Consider the following 16,710-nt stretch of genomic DNA (forward strand, 5'->3'; position numbering starts at 1 on the left):
AGTGAAGCTTGAAACAGGGGGAATCAGGATGGAACGGCAAATTGGAATTCGCTTTGAACATGAAGAACTGGCAGCAACAATTCATTATCCAAACCGTACAAATGAGGGAGATCGTCAGAGAAGGGTTCCTCTCGTTGTTATATGTCACGGTTTTGTAGGCAATCGTATCGGAGTAGATCGATTATTCGTCAAGACTGCGCGTGAACTGGCGGAAGGGGGATACTTTGTCCTGCGCTTTGATTTTGCCGGTTGTGGAGAAAGCACGGGGGAATATGGCAAGCAGGGGTTAGAGTCCATGATTAATCAGACACGTACCGTGTTGGATTACGCTGTCAATTGCGCGGACATTGACCCGACCAAGGTGACGCTGATCGGTCACAGTCTGGGGGGCGCAGTTGCCCTTCTCACAGCCGTACGGGACAAGAGAGTACAAAATCTGGTTCTTTGGTCCGCAGTGGGCTACCCGTTCAACGACATCGTCAAAATTACGGAGCGAAGCGTGTACGATGAGTCTGTTAAAACCGGTCATGCCGACTATTTGGGCTATAAGTTTACGCCTGCTTATTTTGAGTCGTTAGCTCAATTTCAACCGTTCCAGGAGGCCGTTAAATTTAACGGAGATGTGCTTGTTGTTCATGGCACCTCGGATGATATTATTCCTGTGGATTATGCATTTCTGTTTCAAAAGATATTCTGGATGCGTCCAGAGGGACGCTGTGATAAAGAGATTATTTTCCAGGGAGATCACACTTTCTCGTCAGGTAAAGAGCGGCAACGGCTGATCGATCGAACACTTGAATGGCTGGATGAACAGGAAAATATTCAACGGGATTGGCAGCACTGGATGATCTGATTTCAGTGTGTAACGGATTGTATTGGAAATTGCGCCTCCGCCGGAGTAAAATGGAAGAGTAACACTATACTGGCGTGTGGAGGTTGGCAGCGATGACATTACCCTCAATTTTTGTTGCGCATGGTTCACCGACACTGGCTGTAGAAAATAACGCATATACCAGCTTTCTTGCAAAGCTGGGCGCGAGCCTGCCCCGACCCAAAGGAATTGTCATTTTTTCCGCGCATTGGGATAGCCCCGATCAATGTATTGGCGCGGATGATCAGCATGCAGCGTTGCACGATTTCTATGGCTTTCCCGAAGAAATGTACTCAATTGATTACCCTGCATCAGGCGATCCAAAGCTGTATGAGGAGATAGAGCATCTGTTCAGTCAGCATAACCTGTTCCACCAGCCGGTTCGGAACCGAGGACTGGATCATGGAGCATGGGTGGTTTTGCGGCATATATATCCTGATGCAGACATACCGGTCGTACCCTTATCCATTGATTCTCGGCGCGCTCCCCAGGAGCAATACGAGATTGGGCGGATGCTGGCGCCGTTGCGAAAACAAGGAATTTTGATTATCGGTAGCGGTGGATTGGTCCACAACTTGCGGACACTCAAGCAGACGAGTGAGCCAGCTGATTGGGCCGTTCAATATGATGACTGGATTGCACAGCAGCTTCAAGACTGGAATTTGCGTCACCTATTCCAATATGACAAGAAGGCTCCATATGCCAAACAGGCGGTACCTTCTTATGGAATAGAGCATTTTTCACCTTTGTTTTATGCGATGGGGGCTGCGGATCATGAGCGCTCCGCGCGTAAGCTTTTTCAATCGTATGTCCTTGGCTCGTTAAGTCTCAATTGTTGGGCTTTTGGTCAAGAAAGTGATACGTAAATGTAAAAAAAGAACTTCCGAATCCACATGGTGTGTGGGAATGGAAGTTCTTTTGTGTATTTTGCGTCTTCGATTAATTAGAAGGCACGTGTATCGTGAGCATAACAGCGCAAAAAAATAACCATTATCCCGGAGGATAACGGTTATTTTGGGGATGGTTAAGCTATTTTTCGACTAGGGTCCGCTGGAAAGGTATCTTTATTTTTACGAAACAGTCCACGCAGGAAGGGCAGTACCCAACGGTCAAAGCCAATTCTTCCGGCATTTGCACCAGCAACTACAAGGAAGATTTCAAACAGCAGGTAGATTGCATTGGTGCTTACTGTACCCGAGAACAGGAACGAGAAGTTCATAACCATAGCCATCAAAGCAGCCAGTGTAGTCAATGTACCGAGAAGCAGGCCAACCCCGACCAAGAACTCACCCAATGGGATCAGGACGTTGAACAAACCTACATTCGGCAGGGCAAAGGCTTCCAGGAACGATCCCCACCAGCCTTGTACAGCGGGATGGTCTCCACCTGTTTTAGCAATGGCCCCCGAGATAAATCCGCCTGCATCGAATCCACCTGTCAGCTTTTCAAGTCCGTGGGTCATCCATTCATAACCTAGATAAACCCGTACTACAGTCAGCAACCACATTGCGACTTTGTTTTCACGTAACCAGCTGTTAAACATTCAAACCACTCCTCTTTCTTAATCTATAATGTTGGTTGTATTTCATTTTGTTGGGGATGATCATCTTTGCTACACCTTTATTGTAGTAGGTTCAGTTACAGTTATTTGTGATAAAAATCACAAAGTCTGAATATTTTTTAAATTTTAATGTCTTTAGATAAGTATTCTATAGAGTGGTTACGCTTCAATCAAGACAAAAACAGGAAATAAAGCTTATAATGAGAAAAATAACTAAGTGGAGGGATGAACTTGTCCGGGCCCATTTCCCAACGAAATCATTGGTTGCGTGTGATGGCCTCAGCTCTGTTATGCATGACGCTGATGTCTTGTACTGCTATGTCCAATACGGGTGAATCTGAATCCGTTCCCCAACCGACCAAGCAAGAAACAGAGAAGGAGGCACTTGAACCGCCGAAGGAGCAGTCTATTCCGGCATTTACAGCTCCGCTTACCGGTCTTCCGGTGGAGCAGCCTGTTTTGGAGCGGCCGCTCGCTGTCATGATTAACAATGCTCCGGCTGCACGTCCTCAGGCAGGACTTAGCCAGGCAGACATGGTATATGAAGTTCTTGCAGAAGGCGGGATTACCCGTCTGGTCGCTTTTTTCCAAAGTCATGGTGGAGATGTAAAGATTGGACCGGTCCGTAGCATTCGACCGTATTTGATTGAGCTGGGCGAAACCTATGGTGCGTTGCCTATACACGCAGGGGGAAGCACAGATGCCTATGCGATTTTACAGCAGCAGCGGAAGGAACATCTGGATGAGATTTCAAATGGAGGGGCTTACTTCTGGCGAAGCAAAGATCGTCGTCCTCCACATAATTTATACACAGACGTGAACAGGCTGCGCAAAGGAAGCGATAGTAAAGGGTATGCCAAGCATACGGACGTTCCAGTATATTCTTACCTTAAATCCGGTGAAACCCCAGTTATGATGGACGAGACAGCAGCATCTTTGCAAATTCGGTTTTTGCTTAAAAGCTATCGGGTATCTTATACCTATGATCCAGCGAATCAACAATATAAGCGTTTTGTGAACGAAAAGTCACATATGGATCAAAATAATAACCAACAGCTCTCAGCAGCCAATGTTATTGTAATGAGCGCTAGACATCGAACGTTGGATGATGTGGGCAGATTAAGTGTTGAGCTGGACGGCAGTGGAGAGGCCATGGTGTTTCAACAAGGACAGTTAATACAGGCTGAGTGGCAGCATACACCAGGCGATGCGATTCGTTTTATGAAAAATGGGGTTGAAATCCCGTTAACGCCAGGTACATCCTATATACATGTGGTACCTGCAGATACTTCACTAAAGGAACATGTAACCATAGCAGCAAATTAGAAAACGAAATACACCTTTTTAGGAAGAAATTGTCGGATAATGACCTTCCATGTCGGGCACTGTATACGTATGTCGTGAAATTTGCTTTTACAAACATTACAAAAACATTGATGAGTGTGATAAGATAGCAAAGGTTGTCTATTGCAGTCGAAACAGGTTGCGGATATTTTCGTAAAGGGGTAATCGTTATGAGATTGAAGAAAAAGGATATATTCTTCGAGACGTTGGAAAATATGGCAGATACGATCGTGCAAGCAGCCGATTATTTTGCCCAACATACTTCAAATCTTCAGGATGTGACTTTGTTTACAAATGAAATGAAGAAGTATGAAAATAAGTGTGATGATTACACACACACGATTATTACTGAGCTGAACAAGACCTTCATTACGCCGTTGGAACGCGACGACATCATGGAACTGACAACAACCATGGATGATGTGTTGGACGGTCTTGAAGCGACGGCTTCTCGTTTTTATATGTACAACATTACGGAGCCGGACGAGTATATTGTGCAGTTCGCTGATATTCTGCGTCAATCAGCTTACGAAATTCAGAAAGCTGTACATTTGCTTTCGCAGAAAAAATTGCTGGCCATTCGTGAATACACTATTCGCCTGAATGATTTGGAAAATCAGGGGGATGAATTATTGCGTATTTGCATCAAAAACCTGTTTGCAACTGTAACTGACCCTATTGAACTGATTAAACGCAAAGAATTGTACGAACGCCTTGAAACGACAACGGATTCATGCGAGGATGTTGCAAATATGCTGGAATCCATCATTATGCGTAACTCGTAAGGGAGTCCTTTTACATGGATACAAGTTTACTGGTATTGGGTATTGTTATTTTTCTTGCTCTGGCATTTGATTTTATTAATGGTTTTCATGATACGGCGAACGCGATTGCAACTTCGGTATCGACCCGTGCATTGACCCCGCGACGTGCGATTATTATGGCTGCGGTCATGAACTTTCTCGGGGCAATATTGTTTACAGGCGTTGCGAAGACCATTGGTGGAAGTGTCGCTGATCCAACCAAGCTTACGAATGGAATTGATATCGTCATTGCGACGCTGATCGCTGCGATTATCTGGAACCTCTTAACCTGGTGGTTCGGTATTCCTTCATCCTCTTCTCATGCACTAATTGGTGCATTGGCTGGAGCGGTGTATGTAGGTGCGGGATCGGATAAATTAAACTGGAGCGGCTTCATCGGGATTGTCGAAGGACTTATTTTCTCCCCGTTGATTGCTTTTGTTGTCGGTTACATCGTGATGATAATTTTAAAATACATCTTCGCTCGTCGTAGTCCGCATACGGTAAACAAAGGGTTTCGTACAATGCAGGTCATTACGGCAGCGCTTCAGTCGTTCACGCATGGTACGAATGATGCTCAAAAGGCGATGGGGATTATTACATTCGCACTCGTTTCGGCGGGGTATCAGGACCATTTGGAAGTACCCATGTGGGTGAAAATTTCAGCCGCAACAGCCATGGCGCTGGGTACATCTATCGGGGGCTGGAAAATCATCAAGACGATGGGAACCAAGATTTTTAAAATCGAGCCAATTAACGGATTCGCAGCCGACATTTCGGGAGCCTCTGTTATTTTCACAGCTACATTGCTTCATTTGCCCGTAAGTACCACTCATGCCATTACTTCGGCTATTTTGGGTGTGGGTTCTGCGAAGCGTTTTTCCGCTGTGCGTTGGTCGCTGGCCGGTCGAATTATTATTACTTGGGTTATAACGATACCAATTGCTGCGCTGTTATCTGGATTGATTTTCAAAATTCTTTTCTAGTTCATTATTATTTCTTGAAAAATAGGTACACACTATAGAATACACAATAAGCTTCCGTCCGCTTTTTGCGGCAGGGGCTTATTGGCATTCTGGGGCAAAACGGCTTCTTTAAAGTTTACACATCCAGATAGTTCCATGAAACGTTTTTCAAAAATACCTGACATCAAAGTAGTCAATTTTTAATAACTCCTGTAGAATAAACAGAAAACTTTGAACCGTTCAACTGACTGGAGGAAATTATGCAAAAATCTAGAAAACTAATAGCACTCATGATTTGTTTGTTTTTTGTGGTTGCCCTGTCCGGTAATTTCGGTGTAGTGGCACATGCTGAAAATAAAACAAAGTATGATATCGGCACGGATACAACGTTCGCGCCTTTTGAGTTTGAAGATGTAGATGGTAAATTTGTCGGAATCGACATGGATTTGCTGGCAGCTATTGCCAAGGATCAGAATTTTGAATATACGATTAAGCCTCTTGGCTTTAACGCGGCAGTGCAGGCCCTTGAAACGAATCAAGTGGATGGTGTCATTGCCGGTATGAGTATTACCGATGAACGTAAGCGGAAATTTGATTTTTCCGAGCCTTATTTTGATTCAGGCGTCGTCATGGCGGTCCGCAAGGATAATGATACGGTTAAACGCTATGAGGACTTGAAAGGACAGCGTGTCGCTGTCAAAACAGGAACGGAAGGTTACACATTCGCAGAATCGATTAAGGCCAAATACGGCTTTACTACAGTACCTTTCGATGATTCTTCTCAAATGTATGATGAAGTCAAAACAGGTAATTCGGTTGCCTGCTTTGATGACTATCCGGTACTGGCATACGGTGTAAACCAAAATAACGGCCTTAAGCTGGTAACAGATAAGGAAAAAGGCGCTTCTTACGGGTTTGCTGTTAACCAAGGCAAGAACCAGGAGTTGCTGGAGAAATTTAATGCAGGGCTTGTTAATCTGCGCAATAGCGGGGAATACGATAAAATTTTGGCTAAATACCTTGGCGAATCGGGCAAAGGTGTGGCGCCTGTAGAGACCAGCCGCTGGGGACTGATTTCTGCTTCGCTGCCTTCGCTGATTAAGGGCATGGGAAATACGTTGCTGTACACACTTGTATCTTTACTCGTAGCCTTTATCCTAGGGTTGGTGTTTGGCTTTATGAAAGTAAGCCATAACAAGGTGTTCCGTGGTATTGCAACTGTATTCGTCGATATATTCCGCGGTATTCCGCTGATCGTGCTTGCTTTCTTTATTTACTTTGGTATTCCACAGGCACTGGATTTCAAAATGCCGCTTTTTGTCGCGGCTGTACTGACATTATCCCTGAATGCGGGTGCGTATGTAACTGAGATTATCCGTGGTGGTATTCAGTCCATTGATCCTGGACAAATGGAAGCAGCTCGTTCGCTTGGTCTACCCTATCGGACGGCTATGCTTAAAATCATTTTGCCACAAGCTGTGAAAATCATGATCCCGTCGTTTATCAATCAGTTGGTTATTACGTTGAAGGATACGTCCATTTTGTCTGTTATCGGTCTGGTCGAGTTGACCCAATCGGGTAAGATCATTATTGCGCGGACATTCCAATCCTTTGATATTTGGCTGGTAGTAGCGGTGATGTATCTTATCGTCATTACAGTCCTGACCAAAATTTCCAACCGTCTTGAAGGGAGAGTTCGCCGTGGGTAAAATTATCGTTAAAAACCTGAAAAAAAGCTATGGTAGTAATCAAGTATTAAAGGGCATCGATATGCAAGTACGTGAAGGCGAGGTTGTTTGTGTCATTGGCCCCTCTGGTTCGGGAAAAAGTACGTTTTTGCGTTGTATGAACATGCTTGAAGAAATTACCGCAGGTGAGGTCATTGTGGATGACTACAACTTGAGTGACAAAAACGTGGACATTAACAAAGTCCGTGAAAATATAGGTATGGTATTTCAACATTTTAATTTGTTTCCGCATATGACCGTGCTCAAGAACATTATGTTCGCGCCGACTGAACTGGGGAAACAGTCCAAGGCAGAGGCCCGGGAAACGGCTATGAAGCTGCTGGATCGTGTAGGTTTGGCCGATAAGGCAGATGCACTGCCAGGACAGCTTTCCGGCGGTCAGAAGCAGCGTGTGGCGATTGCACGTGCGCTGGCAATGAATCCAGACATTATGCTGTTCGACGAGCCGACCTCGGCGCTCGATCCTGAAATGGTAGGCGAAGTGCTGGGCGTAATGAAAGATCTGGCGCGTGAAGGCATGACGATGATGATCGTAACGCATGAGATGGGTTTTGCACGCGAAGTAAGCGACCGTGTTGTGTTTATGGACGGTGGTTACATCGTAGAAGAAGGAACGCCACAAGAGGTATTTGGTAATCCGAAAAACGAGCGGACTATTAGTTTCTTGGAAAAAGTATTGTAAGTGGGCAAGGTTTGCCGGGAGTGCAGGTGAGGACGTAGTGTGAGACCGCTCCGCGTTCCATTTGATCTTTCGATCGCTGTTGCCCCTAAATTTTTGGATTGTATAGGACCTTATAAGGTGAAAATTCAGAGGCAAAGGCGAACGCTGCCGCTTCTACAGATTCAAATGGACCGCTACGCTACTACTTGCTAAGCGCTCCTTTCTTCGCAAAAGCCTGCCCCATCTTAAATGGGTGGGTATAGGCAGAAGGAATTGGCGCAGCGCTTTGCTTGCTGCGCCGAGGGAAATAGCGAGACAAGCAACATATGACTGCGTAATGGCGCTTGTGTACATCTCTATAGAGAGCGAGTGATTTTTCATTTTTGATGTTTATTTTCATAAGTGGAGGGCTTGCTTTTGAAGATAAGGACTGCTCATCATGAGGATATTCCGGCTTTGGCTTATCTAATGGAGGAGCTTGGTTATCCTACGACTGTAGAAGATATGAAGATGAGATATGATCGTATCGCTTCTGACCCTAACTATCATACTCTGGTGGCTGAAGATGAAGGGGAAGTCGTTGGGATGGTTGGACTACATGCTGACATCTTTTATGAAAGAAATGAAGATTACGCGCGTATCGTCGTTTTTGTGATGGATTCAAAACATCGTAATAAAGGCATCGGGAAGGCGTTAAATGAGGAAGCGGAAGCTTGGGCTAAAGAGAACGGGTTGGTTGCCATTGCTTTGAACAGTGGTAATCGAAGTGAGCGACAGGATGCTCATCATTTTTATCGCCGATTAGGATATGAAGCGACAAGCACAGGATTTGTAAAAAAGATTTAATTTATAATGAATTGATTATTTTATAAGGATATCTTGGGAGGCATGTTGGCCCGGAGATATCCTTTTCTTTATTAAAAGGAATACAGGACTTGAGATTGGTATAATGTTAATTGGCTTATATAAAATATAAATAACATAACAGACGCGAAGTGTAAGCGAGGGGGACGTACGGTGATACGTACATTGACTATAGGTCATGATCATCAGGTAACAGTGGGAAAACCATTGGATCAGATCGTCATGGAGGATTACATATGGATGTGGGTAGATTTTAGCGAGCCTACAGATCGAGAGACGGAGCTGCTGACGAGTTATTTTCATTTTCATCCATTGGCTGTGGAGGATTGTATGCATGTTCTGCAACGTCCCAAATTGGATTATTACGAGGATGTGCAGTTTCTGGTCGTGCATGCGCTTGATGTAGATACGTTAGCTGCGGAAGAAGTGGATATGTTTATTAGCAGTCGTTTTTTGGTTACATATCACCATCATGAGTTAGAGGAGCTGGATCAAGCCTGGGAGCGGATTGTCCAGCATGCGAATGAACGTAAAATATGGTCGCGAGGGCCGCTGTCTGCAGCCTACACGGTGATGGACAAGCTGGTAGATAACTATTTTCCGAGCCTTTTTATGATTGAGGATGAATTGGCCGAGCTGGAGGGCTTGGGCGGTCGCGAATCCGTAGAGGAATTAATGAAGCAGGTGTTTGACCTGCGTGGCAGGCTGCTCAAGCTACGCCGTACCATCGTACCCATGCGTGATCTGATGTACCGAGTTTTGAATTCGCAGCATGTGCAGGGCCAAGGAGATCATATGGCTTATTTTACCGATATATATGATCATTTATTGAAGCTGACAGACATGCTGGAGGCCGACCGCGAGATGACAGCCGACCTGAGGGACAGTTATATATCGCTCAATTCCAATCGCATGAATTCAATTATGAAGACGCTGACCGTAATTACGACCGTCTTTATGCCCTTGACGCTGATTGCAGGAATTTATGGTATGAATTTTTCGAATATGCCCGAGTTGGGCTGGAAATATGGATATTTTGGCGTACTGTTCTTCATGTTTTTGTTGAGTGTTGCAATGGTGGTCTGGTTTATGCGCCGAGGCTGGTTCAAATAGTATAGTCTACTTTCTTTTGCGCTTGCGCGGACGTCTACGCGGGGTAGTGGTGCTTTTGCGCTGTGTCTTTTTCCGGCGTGGGCGTGGTGGTGTGTATTCATCCAATTCCTCGGTGATATCTGTGGCAGAATTTTTGCTCGCGGATTTGCCGAATGCTGGGAGCGAGCCCATAATCAGCTTCGCCATTGGAGCAAATTGCTGCACACTAGACATAACCTTTTGCACCTTGCCGACCGTAGCAACAATTCCATCAATACCGCCCATACGGTCAATGAAGCCTTTGATTTCGTTAAGATTACCGAGGTTGCCAAGACCCCCAAGCAGTCCTCCTTTGGCTGGAACCGGGTCTGGTGTGACTACGGCAGAATCCGTAATACTCGCTGGCGCCTCGTAAGGAACCAGCCCGGAAGAACCGGCTTGCGGAACCTCGTTGTATGGATCGAGTCCGGGATAAGGAGATGAACTATACGGATCGGAAAGGGAGCGCTGTAGCGGCCTCCGATGATAGTAGTGTCCAGGCATGAGATCACATTCCTTTGCAGGTTGATACTCTACTGTATGTTACAAACGCACAGTGGGTTTAGGCGCGTGCCCCGAAATCAGGTATAAAAGCGGATTTGGGCATTCGTACGGTACGTTTCTATGGTCATGTAATGTTGTTCTGTAATGCGTGAAACCGTTAATGCTTGAAAAACCGACTATTCCTCGGGTACAATGAGGAGAGATCGTAACCTTGGGAGATGATAATCCATGCAGCTTAAAAAGCTTAATGATAAAAGTATTGATCAATTGTTCGAAGCTATTTTAACTCTTAAAAATTTGGAAGAGTGCTATGTATTTTTTGATGATCTGTGCACGATTAATGAAATTCAATCCCTCTCCCAACGTCTAGAGGTTGCCCGTATGCTAGGCAAAGGCAGCACATATAATCAGATTGAAGCAGAGACGGGGGCCAGTACAGCTACCATTTCACGTGTTAAACGTTGTCTGAACTATGGTAATGACGGGTACAAAATGACTCTGGAACGTCTGGGACGCTAATGCGGAGCCCTGGGATACTGGTAATCAGCCATGGCTCTAGGGAGCCATATTGGGTGGAACAGGTGGATCAGGCAGTTGCGAAGCTTCATTTGTCGGAAGAAATGCCGATAGAGGTTTCATTTTTGGAAACGGTTAAAGGAAGATTGATTCAAAATGGTATTGACCGTCTGGAAGCCTTGGGTGTAACAGATATATTGGTTATACCTTTGTTTGTGTCATCAGGCAGTACGCATGTAGATGAGATTAGCTATGCGCTGGGTGTCAAAGATGCGCCGGACAAAGAAACAGATTTGGAGCCGTTTCGACTGAAGGCGCAAGTGCATTTTGGCAGCCCGCTGGATGACGGAGAAGATGTTGCCCGCATGGTATGGGACAAGGTTCGCCCGCTATCAGCCGACCCTGCGAGAGAGGTTATTTTACTCGTAGGTCACGGCAGTGTGCACAACGGCTTTTTTCAGCGCTGGGAGCAGGGGATTTCTTCGTTGGCCCGTACGGTGCAAAGCGTGAGCGGTATCATCACGGACCACGCTTTGCTAAACCCCGAGAGTGTGTACGACAAGGCAGCGTATTGGAATCAGGAGCGGGGTCATGATGTTATTGTGGCACCGCTATTTTTGAGTTCGGGATATTTTACAAGTCGTATGATTCCTAAACGCTTGCAGGGACTCGAATACCGTTATTCAGGAGACCCTTTATTACCGCATCCTTTGCTCACAAGCTGGATGGATAGACAAATTCGTGAATTATTGCAAAGTGTGCAGAAGCAAGCAAGGTCAAGTCATAGGTAGTCTGGTTCGGCTATAGCGTCATCTTAGCCTTAAATTTCCTTATTTGGGCAAAGTCTGGCTTCTTTTATTGTAAAAGAGGTCTTTTTCCAGTATGATGATATTTTGTACAGACTGAATGTGATGAACTGCTATGTGAATATAAATATCATTAAATATACGGGTGGCGTAACGGAATGAAAAGAGCTAGATTAATCTATAATCCGACCTCTGGGCGTGAGGAAATGAAGCGTCGTCTTGCGGATGTTTTGCAGCGCCTAGATGAAGGGGGTATTGAAGCCTCTTGCCATGCAACTACGGGTGAAGGGGACGCAACGCGTGCCGCAATAGAGGCCATTGAGCGTGGGTATGACATGATTATCGCCGCTGGTGGCGACGGTACATTGTATGAGGTCATTAACGGGATGGCTGAAAGAGAAAACCGCCCGCCCCTAGGTGTGTTTCCTCTGGGGACGACGAATGATTTCGCCAGGGCACTGGGCATCCCCAAGCACTGGGAGGATTATTGCGACCTCGTGATTCGTCAAAATCCGAAGCCGCTGGATATCGGAAAAGCGAACGACCGCTACTTTATCAACATTGCAGGCGGGGGGACTTTAACCGAGCTTACGTATGAAGTTCCGAGCAAGCTAAAAACGATGATTGGCCAGTTGGCGTATTATTTTAAAGGTATGGAGAAGATGGTCAGCCTTGCTCCACAGGAGCTGATCATCAAGGCATCGGGTCAGGAAGTGATTCACGACGAGTTTATGCTCTTCCTGATTGCGAATACGAATTCGGTGGGCGGGTTTGAAAAGCTTGCTCCTGGGGCGACAATAGATGATGGACTGCTCGACGTCATCGCTGTACGGAAATGCAATCTGGCGGAAATGATCCGATTGGTAACACTTGCGCTGCGTGGTGAGCATTTGCAGGACAAGAAGATTGTTTATTTCAAAACAGATTACATGGAAGTGACCTCACCCGGCTATGTCCAGCTTAATCTGGATGGCGAACTGGGGGGCACTTTGCCAGCGACTTTTCGGAATTTACCGCATCATTTGAATGTTTTCCGGTGAGGAAATACTTCTGCTTCCGGGAGGCAACGCAATATAGTATATGGAATGCAGAGTAGGTAGTTGTTTTTGTGAACATATTGGTTCTTGCCGTTCTCCGTGGGGAGTAACGGCATTTTCGAGTTGATGTTTGTATGTTTAGATGACCATTCTAATTAGACGTCCGAAAGAAAATATCGCATAAAAAGAAGATCAGAAAGAAGTGACAACCATGACGAATAACCGTAGCGGACGTGGAAAAAGCCGCCGGAATGCAGCAACAGCAACTCCTGTTCAAGGAAATCAGCACAAAAAGACTATGCAGGCGACAAGAGAAAGAGAACCGGAACAGTCTCGAGTTAGAGCTGGAAATGGGCTGCTTCAAGACGAAATTAAACATAAAAATGGAAATGTGAATGAAAATATGAATGATTCGGATCGGAAGAAGAGAAAGAACGGACAAGATTCTCGTCGCTCTTCCAGAGGTGGACGGGGTCAGGAAGCTTCCAATCGTAACCGGTCTAGTGTAGAGCGTAGCGATCTGCCTGTACAAAAGAACGATGAGGCCGTGATAGACATCATCGGCATGAACCACGATGGCGAGGGTGTAGGACGTGTCGAGGGTTTTACGCTGTTCGTTCCAGGTGCATTACCGGGTGAAAAGGTTCGAGTAAAGGTGTTAAAAACGAAAAAGCAGTATGGCTATGCCAAGCTGCTAGATATCGCGCAGGCTAGCCCTGACCGGATTGCAGCTCCGTGCGCCATCTACGACCAATGCGGCGGTTGTCAGATCCAGCATATGAGCTACGAAGCGCAACTCAGCTGGAAACGCCAGCATGTGGTGGATGTGCTGGAGCGTATCGGGAAGCTGAGTGTGGCTACAGAGCCCAGTGAGCATACTGCACAGGTTTTGGCTACTTCTGCAGATACAGATGGTGAGGCCGATACATTCTCGACTTCTGATTCGGCCATGAATGCGGATGGAAATGCCGACAGCATGTCGCGTGTACATGGCGTAGTCGTGCATCCTACACTCGGTATGAGTGAGCCTTGGCGATACCGCAACAAAGCCCAGGTGCCGATCGGTGCCACCGAGGGTGGGCTTGTCGGCGGTTTCTACGCACGTGGCAGCCATCGAATTGTGGATATGAACACCTGTCTCATTCAGGATGAGCGTAATGACGAAGTTGTCGCACGTGTGAAAGAGATTGGCCGAATGCTGGGCATCAGTGCATATAATGAAGAAACCGGACGCGGGCTGCTGCGTCATGTCGTTGTAAAGACCGCTTTTCGCACGGGTGAAATGATGCTGGTGCTCGTGACGAATGGGCGAGATATTCCGCATGCAGATGCGTGGATCGGCAGTATCCGTGAGCATATCCCACACGTGGCAAGCATATGCCAGAACGTGAATACGAAGCGAACGAACGTTATTTTTGGCGACGAGACTCGTGTACTGTGGGGTCGTGACGTGATCTACGACTACATTGGAAACGTACAGTTTGCGATTTCCCCAAGATCCTTTTATCAGGTGAATCCCGTACAAACAGAAGTGCTGTATAGCAAAACCGTCGAATATGCCGGGCTCACGGGCAAAGAAACGGTAATTGATGCGTATTGCGGCATCGGCACGATTTCTTTGTTCCTCGCTCAGCATGCGGACCAGGTGTATGGGGTCGAGATCGTAAAAGAAGCCATCGACGATGCACGGAGTAATGCGCTGTTGAACGAAATGCGCAATGTGAAATTTGAGGTAGGCGCGTCCGAGGACGTCATTCCTGCGTGGAAAGAGCAAGGCATCACCGCCGACGTTATCGTCGTCGATCCGCCCCGTAAAGGCTGTGATCCACGCCTGCTCGACACCATTCTGGAGATGAAGCCAGAGCGCGTGGTGTATGTATCGTGTAATCCAAGCACATTGGCACGGGATTTAAGGATATTGGAGGATGGCGGGTATAGTACTGTGGAAGTGCAGCCTGTAGATATGTTCCCACATACGGTGCATGTGGAGTGCTGCTCACTGTTGGTCAGAAAAGTGTAGAACACTAATAAACCCCTGATATTCATAATAAACCTGTGCTAAAAATCGAATAAAGACGTGATAAAATGGGGGAAGGGATGAATGGAGAACTGGAAAAAAACAGGTCCATCAAGCCTTTCCCCTGTTTTTCTAACATGACTTTATTCAGATTTTAATAAAGTTGTGATATAAAATGTGGAGATAAAAATTGAGAAAAAGACTGTTTTGTAGCATGAGTTTATTAGGATGGATTGCGTGATAAAAGCAACTTTCTGAGGAATTGATTTTAAAAGCAGATGATTTTAGATTTTATCCTGATTGTACTCGTGTTGAAAGCAATCAAAGTCATCTCAAAGCTTAAACAGGCGTGTCATAGTATAAAAAGTCATGTTACGAGCCGAGGTAAATCCTGGTACTCACTCCTGTCTTTCCTCTGCTACTTTTTACTACTTCATGTTTGCATTAATGGAGAAAAGAAGACTTTTCGGAATATTTAACTTGTTTTATACCTATAAAGATCACTATCTATTGAATAAAATACGAATAAACAAAATTATTGTATTTATGGAATCTTGATAGTTTGATAAGCAATTTCTCCTTTAAGGATAATTCTGGAGAATTGGGTTTTTGAAAGTTTCAAAAATCAGTATGATCAAAGTTAAACATACAGACCTCACGAGTTAATTGAGGGATTGTTTCATATACTTCAAGATGTTATCATAAAAGATAAAGGCAACAATTAATGAATATGAAAGACTACTTGAGATCATGGTGATTTTTATGGGTTGAAGCTGTTAATCCAGCACGCAGGGATCAATTTTTCGAAAGATCAGCTTGTAATTGCGGGGATATGATTAATAAGGTAGAGATAGAGTGCATGTTACATATCAAGTATGGAATACTTTGGTGTCGTAATTATAGCATAACTTGAGTATTTCATCGGATAAAAAAAGAAGGCCAGCGTATATACCAGCCATTTCATCCTTCAGAATGCCATACTGCTCCTCATTTCTAAGAAAAAAGTTTCTTCGGTTTAATATATTCGGGAAAGGCGGCTTGTTGCATGACAGCCCGATCTTCTTCGGTTATGAGCTTTAAGTGTCGACTCCCAACCTCATTGGCAATTCGAATCAATATGGCTTTAAACCTCCCATTTTCGAGCGCGTGTTCCATTTTTCTTTCTTTTTCATGATTAATTATTTCTACTGGAGTAAATGGTATGGGTGTTATCGAACCTCCCGAAAAAATTCTTTCGAGAAGGCCGATTACGATAGGGGCACAAAAAATTATGATTAGAACAGTTTCTAAGCTCATCTGTTATCCCCTCTTTCTCTGTTAGAAAAATAAACACACCGCTCTTTTAAAAAGAGCGATATGCTCACATGTGATGACTATTCACCCTTAACGTTGGACATACTTTTAAAATTTCTCCGAGTTGGAATAGAAGTCGATCCACATCTCCTGCTTCATAGATTGCGAATAGCAAATCTTCTTCAAACTGCCCGTCTCTCTGAAATGGTATCGAGCGCAACTTTGAATGAAACTCCTTCTTTCTCGAATTTATCAATAGTTAAGTTCAGATCCTCATCTGATTCAGCATCGATATTACCCGTTAAATTGATTAAGCTCAAGTAAAGACCCAGTGAGTTCTTTTTAACTTCAAGCCCTTTGAGAAGTCCATTTCCATACTTTTCTTTATTGTAATTCAACCCGAGATTTAACTCCGTACCTTTTTGCTCTATAATGGCGTTATAAACGTAACTGATGAATAGGTCTTGTCTTTGGGCAAACACTTACGTTTTTATGCAGAAGAGCTTATACATTTCAAAGTATTGTTCAGGATTATTAAAAGAATTAAAAATATAAAAAAAGAATATTGTTAATACACTTTAAAAACGAG

Annotated in this window: 18 protein-coding genes; 13 read left to right on the forward strand and 5 right to left on the reverse strand. The window is 44.9% G+C overall.

From position 1 onward, the window contains the following. Positions 1–28 precede the first annotated feature (28 nt). The gene (locus ACUYLD_RS18110; protein ID WP_068938549.1) at positions 29–853 is read left to right on the forward strand and encodes an alpha/beta hydrolase; all 825 of its coding nucleotides are present in this window, start codon (positions 29–31) and stop codon (positions 851–853) included. A gap of 92 nt (positions 854–945) precedes the next feature. Next, positions 946–1,737, forward strand: a complete 792-nt coding sequence (locus ACUYLD_RS18115) for a dioxygenase family protein (protein ID WP_446675655.1) — start codon at positions 946–948, stop codon at positions 1,735–1,737. Positions 1,738–1,895: 158 nt separating this feature from the next. On the opposite strand, the gene ACUYLD_RS18120 is transcribed toward ACUYLD_RS18115, so the two are convergent. After that, positions 1,896–2,414 carry a DoxX family membrane protein gene (locus ACUYLD_RS18120; RefSeq protein WP_023987083.1) on the reverse strand — a complete coding sequence of 173 codons (519 nt, stop codon included), beginning with the start codon at positions 2,412–2,414 and terminating at the stop codon, positions 1,896–1,898. Between the two features lie 249 nt (positions 2,415–2,663). On the opposite strand from ACUYLD_RS18120, the gene ACUYLD_RS18125 reads away from it, so the two are divergent. The 3 genes from ACUYLD_RS18125 (at position 2,664) to ACUYLD_RS18135 (ending at position 5,565) form a co-directional block, all read left to right on the forward strand. Further along, positions 2,664–3,758, forward strand: a complete 1,095-nt coding sequence (locus ACUYLD_RS18125; RefSeq protein ID WP_446675656.1) for a DUF3048 domain-containing protein — start codon at positions 2,664–2,666, stop codon at positions 3,756–3,758. Positions 3,759–3,946: 188 nt separating this feature from the next. After that, positions 3,947–4,561: a DUF47 domain-containing protein gene (locus ACUYLD_RS18130; protein ID WP_007428879.1), complete on the forward strand. Its 615-nt coding sequence runs from the start codon at positions 3,947–3,949 to the stop codon at positions 4,559–4,561. A gap of 14 nt (positions 4,562–4,575) precedes the next feature. Beyond that, positions 4,576–5,565, forward strand: coding sequence for an inorganic phosphate transporter (locus ACUYLD_RS18135; protein ID WP_039272398.1), 990 nt, complete (start codon positions 4,576–4,578; stop codon positions 5,563–5,565). A 32-nt stretch (positions 5,566–5,597) separates the two neighbouring features. On the opposite strand, the gene ACUYLD_RS18140 is transcribed toward ACUYLD_RS18135, so the two are convergent. Continuing rightward, complete coding sequence (locus ACUYLD_RS18140) at positions 5,598–5,741, reverse strand: hypothetical protein (RefSeq protein WP_322174396.1); 144 nt, start codon at positions 5,739–5,741, stop codon at positions 5,598–5,600. A gap of 63 nt (positions 5,742–5,804) precedes the next feature. Between ACUYLD_RS18140 and ACUYLD_RS18145 the strand changes: the two genes are divergently transcribed. The 4 genes from ACUYLD_RS18145 (at position 5,805) to corA (ending at position 9,930) form a co-directional block, all read left to right on the forward strand. Next, on the forward strand, positions 5,805–7,253 hold the full coding sequence (locus ACUYLD_RS18145; protein WP_250267478.1) for an amino acid ABC transporter substrate-binding protein/permease: 1,449 nt from the start codon (positions 5,805–5,807) through the stop codon (positions 7,251–7,253). Continuing rightward, positions 7,246–7,974 carry an amino acid ABC transporter ATP-binding protein gene (locus tag ACUYLD_RS18150; RefSeq protein ID WP_061830844.1) on the forward strand — a complete coding sequence of 243 codons (729 nt, stop codon included), beginning with the start codon at positions 7,246–7,248 and terminating at the stop codon, positions 7,972–7,974. Before ACUYLD_RS18145 ends, ACUYLD_RS18150 begins: the two co-directional genes overlap by 8 nt. 396 nt (positions 7,975–8,370) lie before the next feature. Continuing rightward, positions 8,371–8,799 (forward strand): GNAT family N-acetyltransferase, encoded by a 429-nt coding sequence (locus ACUYLD_RS18155; protein ID WP_235307303.1) that lies wholly within the window; start codon positions 8,371–8,373, stop codon positions 8,797–8,799. Between the two features lie 171 nt (positions 8,800–8,970). After that, on the forward strand, positions 8,971–9,930 hold the full coding sequence (gene corA / locus ACUYLD_RS18160) for a magnesium/cobalt transporter CorA (protein WP_250259358.1): 960 nt from the start codon (positions 8,971–8,973) through the stop codon (positions 9,928–9,930). 6 nt (positions 9,931–9,936) lie between these two features. Here the strand turns inward: corA and ACUYLD_RS18165 are convergent, their stop codons facing one another. Continuing rightward, positions 9,937–10,452: a hypothetical protein gene (locus ACUYLD_RS18165; protein WP_061830840.1), complete on the reverse strand. Its 516-nt coding sequence runs from the start codon at positions 10,450–10,452 to the stop codon at positions 9,937–9,939. Between the two features lie 228 nt (positions 10,453–10,680). Between ACUYLD_RS18165 and ACUYLD_RS18170 the strand changes: the two genes are divergently transcribed. From ACUYLD_RS18170 to rlmD, 4 genes are all read left to right on the forward strand, one after another. Further along, the gene (locus tag ACUYLD_RS18170; protein WP_007428885.1) at positions 10,681–10,971 is read left to right on the forward strand and encodes a YerC/YecD family TrpR-related protein; all 291 of its coding nucleotides are present in this window, start codon (positions 10,681–10,683) and stop codon (positions 10,969–10,971) included. Next, entirely contained in the window at positions 10,971–11,759 is a 789-nt protein-coding gene (locus ACUYLD_RS18175) for a sirohydrochlorin chelatase (RefSeq protein WP_081112480.1), read from the forward strand. Before ACUYLD_RS18170 ends, ACUYLD_RS18175 begins: the two co-directional genes overlap by 1 nt. A 173-nt stretch (positions 11,760–11,932) precedes the next feature. Then, positions 11,933–12,814: a diacylglycerol kinase gene (locus ACUYLD_RS18180; RefSeq protein ID WP_013308843.1), complete on the forward strand. Its 882-nt coding sequence runs from the start codon at positions 11,933–11,935 to the stop codon at positions 12,812–12,814. 208 nt (positions 12,815–13,022) lie between these two features. After that, on the forward strand, positions 13,023–14,831 hold the full coding sequence (gene rlmD, locus ACUYLD_RS18185; protein WP_446675657.1) for a 23S rRNA (uracil(1939)-C(5))-methyltransferase RlmD: 1,809 nt from the start codon (positions 13,023–13,025) through the stop codon (positions 14,829–14,831). Positions 14,832–15,821: 990 nt separating this feature from the next. Here rlmD and ACUYLD_RS18190 read toward each other — a convergent pair. Together ACUYLD_RS18190 and ACUYLD_RS18195 are read right to left on the reverse strand one after the other, a co-directional pair. Beyond that, positions 15,822–16,124, reverse strand: coding sequence for a hypothetical protein (locus ACUYLD_RS18190; RefSeq protein WP_446675658.1), 303 nt, complete (start codon positions 16,122–16,124; stop codon positions 15,822–15,824). Positions 16,125–16,303: 179 nt separating this feature from the next. Continuing rightward, complete coding sequence (locus tag ACUYLD_RS18195; RefSeq protein WP_446675659.1) at positions 16,304–16,519, reverse strand: hypothetical protein; 216 nt, start codon at positions 16,517–16,519, stop codon at positions 16,304–16,306. Positions 16,520–16,710: the final 191 nt, after the last annotated feature.

It is taken from the genome of Paenibacillus sp. SER-28 (assembly GCF_052906305.1).

Coding starts and splice junctions, on each gene's coding strand:
- ACUYLD_RS18110 (WP_068938549.1), top strand. CDS start 29: ATGGAACGGCAAATTGGAATTCGCTTTGAACATGAAGAACTGGCAGCA.
- ACUYLD_RS18115 (WP_446675655.1), top strand. CDS start 946: ATGACATTACCCTCAATTTTTGTTGCGCATGGTTCACCGACACTGGCT.
- ACUYLD_RS18120 (WP_023987083.1), bottom strand. CDS start 2,414: ATGTTTAACAGCTGGTTACGTGAAAACAAAGTCGCAATGTGGTTGCTG.
- ACUYLD_RS18130 (WP_007428879.1), top strand. CDS start 3,947: ATGAGATTGAAGAAAAAGGATATATTCTTCGAGACGTTGGAAAATATG.
- ACUYLD_RS18135 (WP_039272398.1), top strand. CDS start 4,576: ATGGATACAAGTTTACTGGTATTGGGTATTGTTATTTTTCTTGCTCTG.
- ACUYLD_RS18145 (WP_250267478.1), top strand. CDS start 5,805: ATGCAAAAATCTAGAAAACTAATAGCACTCATGATTTGTTTGTTTTTT.
- ACUYLD_RS18165 (WP_061830840.1), bottom strand. CDS start 10,452: ATGCCTGGACACTACTATCATCGGAGGCCGCTACAGCGCTCCCTTTCC.
- ACUYLD_RS18170 (WP_007428885.1), top strand. CDS start 10,681: ATGCAGCTTAAAAAGCTTAATGATAAAAGTATTGATCAATTGTTCGAA.
- ACUYLD_RS18175 (WP_081112480.1), top strand. CDS start 10,971: ATGCGGAGCCCTGGGATACTGGTAATCAGCCATGGCTCTAGGGAGCCA.
- ACUYLD_RS18180 (WP_013308843.1), top strand. CDS start 11,933: ATGAAAAGAGCTAGATTAATCTATAATCCGACCTCTGGGCGTGAGGAA.
- rlmD (WP_446675657.1), top strand. CDS start 13,023: ATGACGAATAACCGTAGCGGACGTGGAAAAAGCCGCCGGAATGCAGCA.
- ACUYLD_RS18190 (WP_446675658.1), bottom strand. CDS start 16,124: ATGAGCTTAGAAACTGTTCTAATCATAATTTTTTGTGCCCCTATCGTA.